Genomic DNA, 605 nt, shown 5'->3' with positions numbered 1-605 from the left:
CTTCAACCGGCAATATGCTGGTGGACGACCCTCGGATCCTGGAACGCCTGTTCGCCGAAGTGCCCACCATCCTGCTGGCCCATTGCGAACACACGCCGAGCATCCAGGCCAACGAGCTGCGCCTGCACGAGCGTTTCGGCGAGCACACCCCCGCCGTCGCGCACCCGCTGATCCGAGATGCCGAGGCGTGCTATCGCTCGTCATCCTTTGCCGTGGAATTGGCCAAGCTCCATGGCACCCGTCTGCATGTGCTGCACCTGACCAGCGCCCGCGAACTGGCGCTGTTCGAAGACAAGCCCCTTGCCGAAAAACGCATCACCGCCGAGGTCTGCCTGCACCACCTGCTGTTCGATGATCGTGACTATCATCGCCTCGGCCACCAGATCAAATGCAATCCGGCGATCAAGACCCGCGCCGACCGTGACGCCCTGCGCCTGGCGTTGCTGAGCGACCGCCTGGACGTGATCGGCAGCGACCACGCGCCGCATACCTGGGCGCAAAAACAGTTGGCTTATCGCGAGGCGCCGTCGGGATTGCCCCTGGTGCAGCACGCTCTGCCGGCGCTGCTGGAGCTGGTGGCCGATGGGCTGCTGCCTCTGACCACG

At 65.0% G+C, this 605-nt stretch carries 1 protein-coding gene; it reads left to right on the top strand.

The features are described from left to right. Positions 1-14: 14 nt before the first annotated feature. Positions 15-605: dihydroorotase (locus OMK64_RS21480; protein ID WP_524536922.1), on the top strand; the 591-nt coding region annotated here is incomplete at its 3' end.

The organism is Cellulomonas fimi (assembly GCF_028527925.1).
GTDB lineage: Bacteria > Actinomycetota > Actinomycetes > Actinomycetales > Cellulomonadaceae > Cellulomonas > Cellulomonas fimi_C.
Note: the sequence above shows the minus strand (reverse complement) of the source record. Positions and strands in the feature narration are given on the sequence as shown.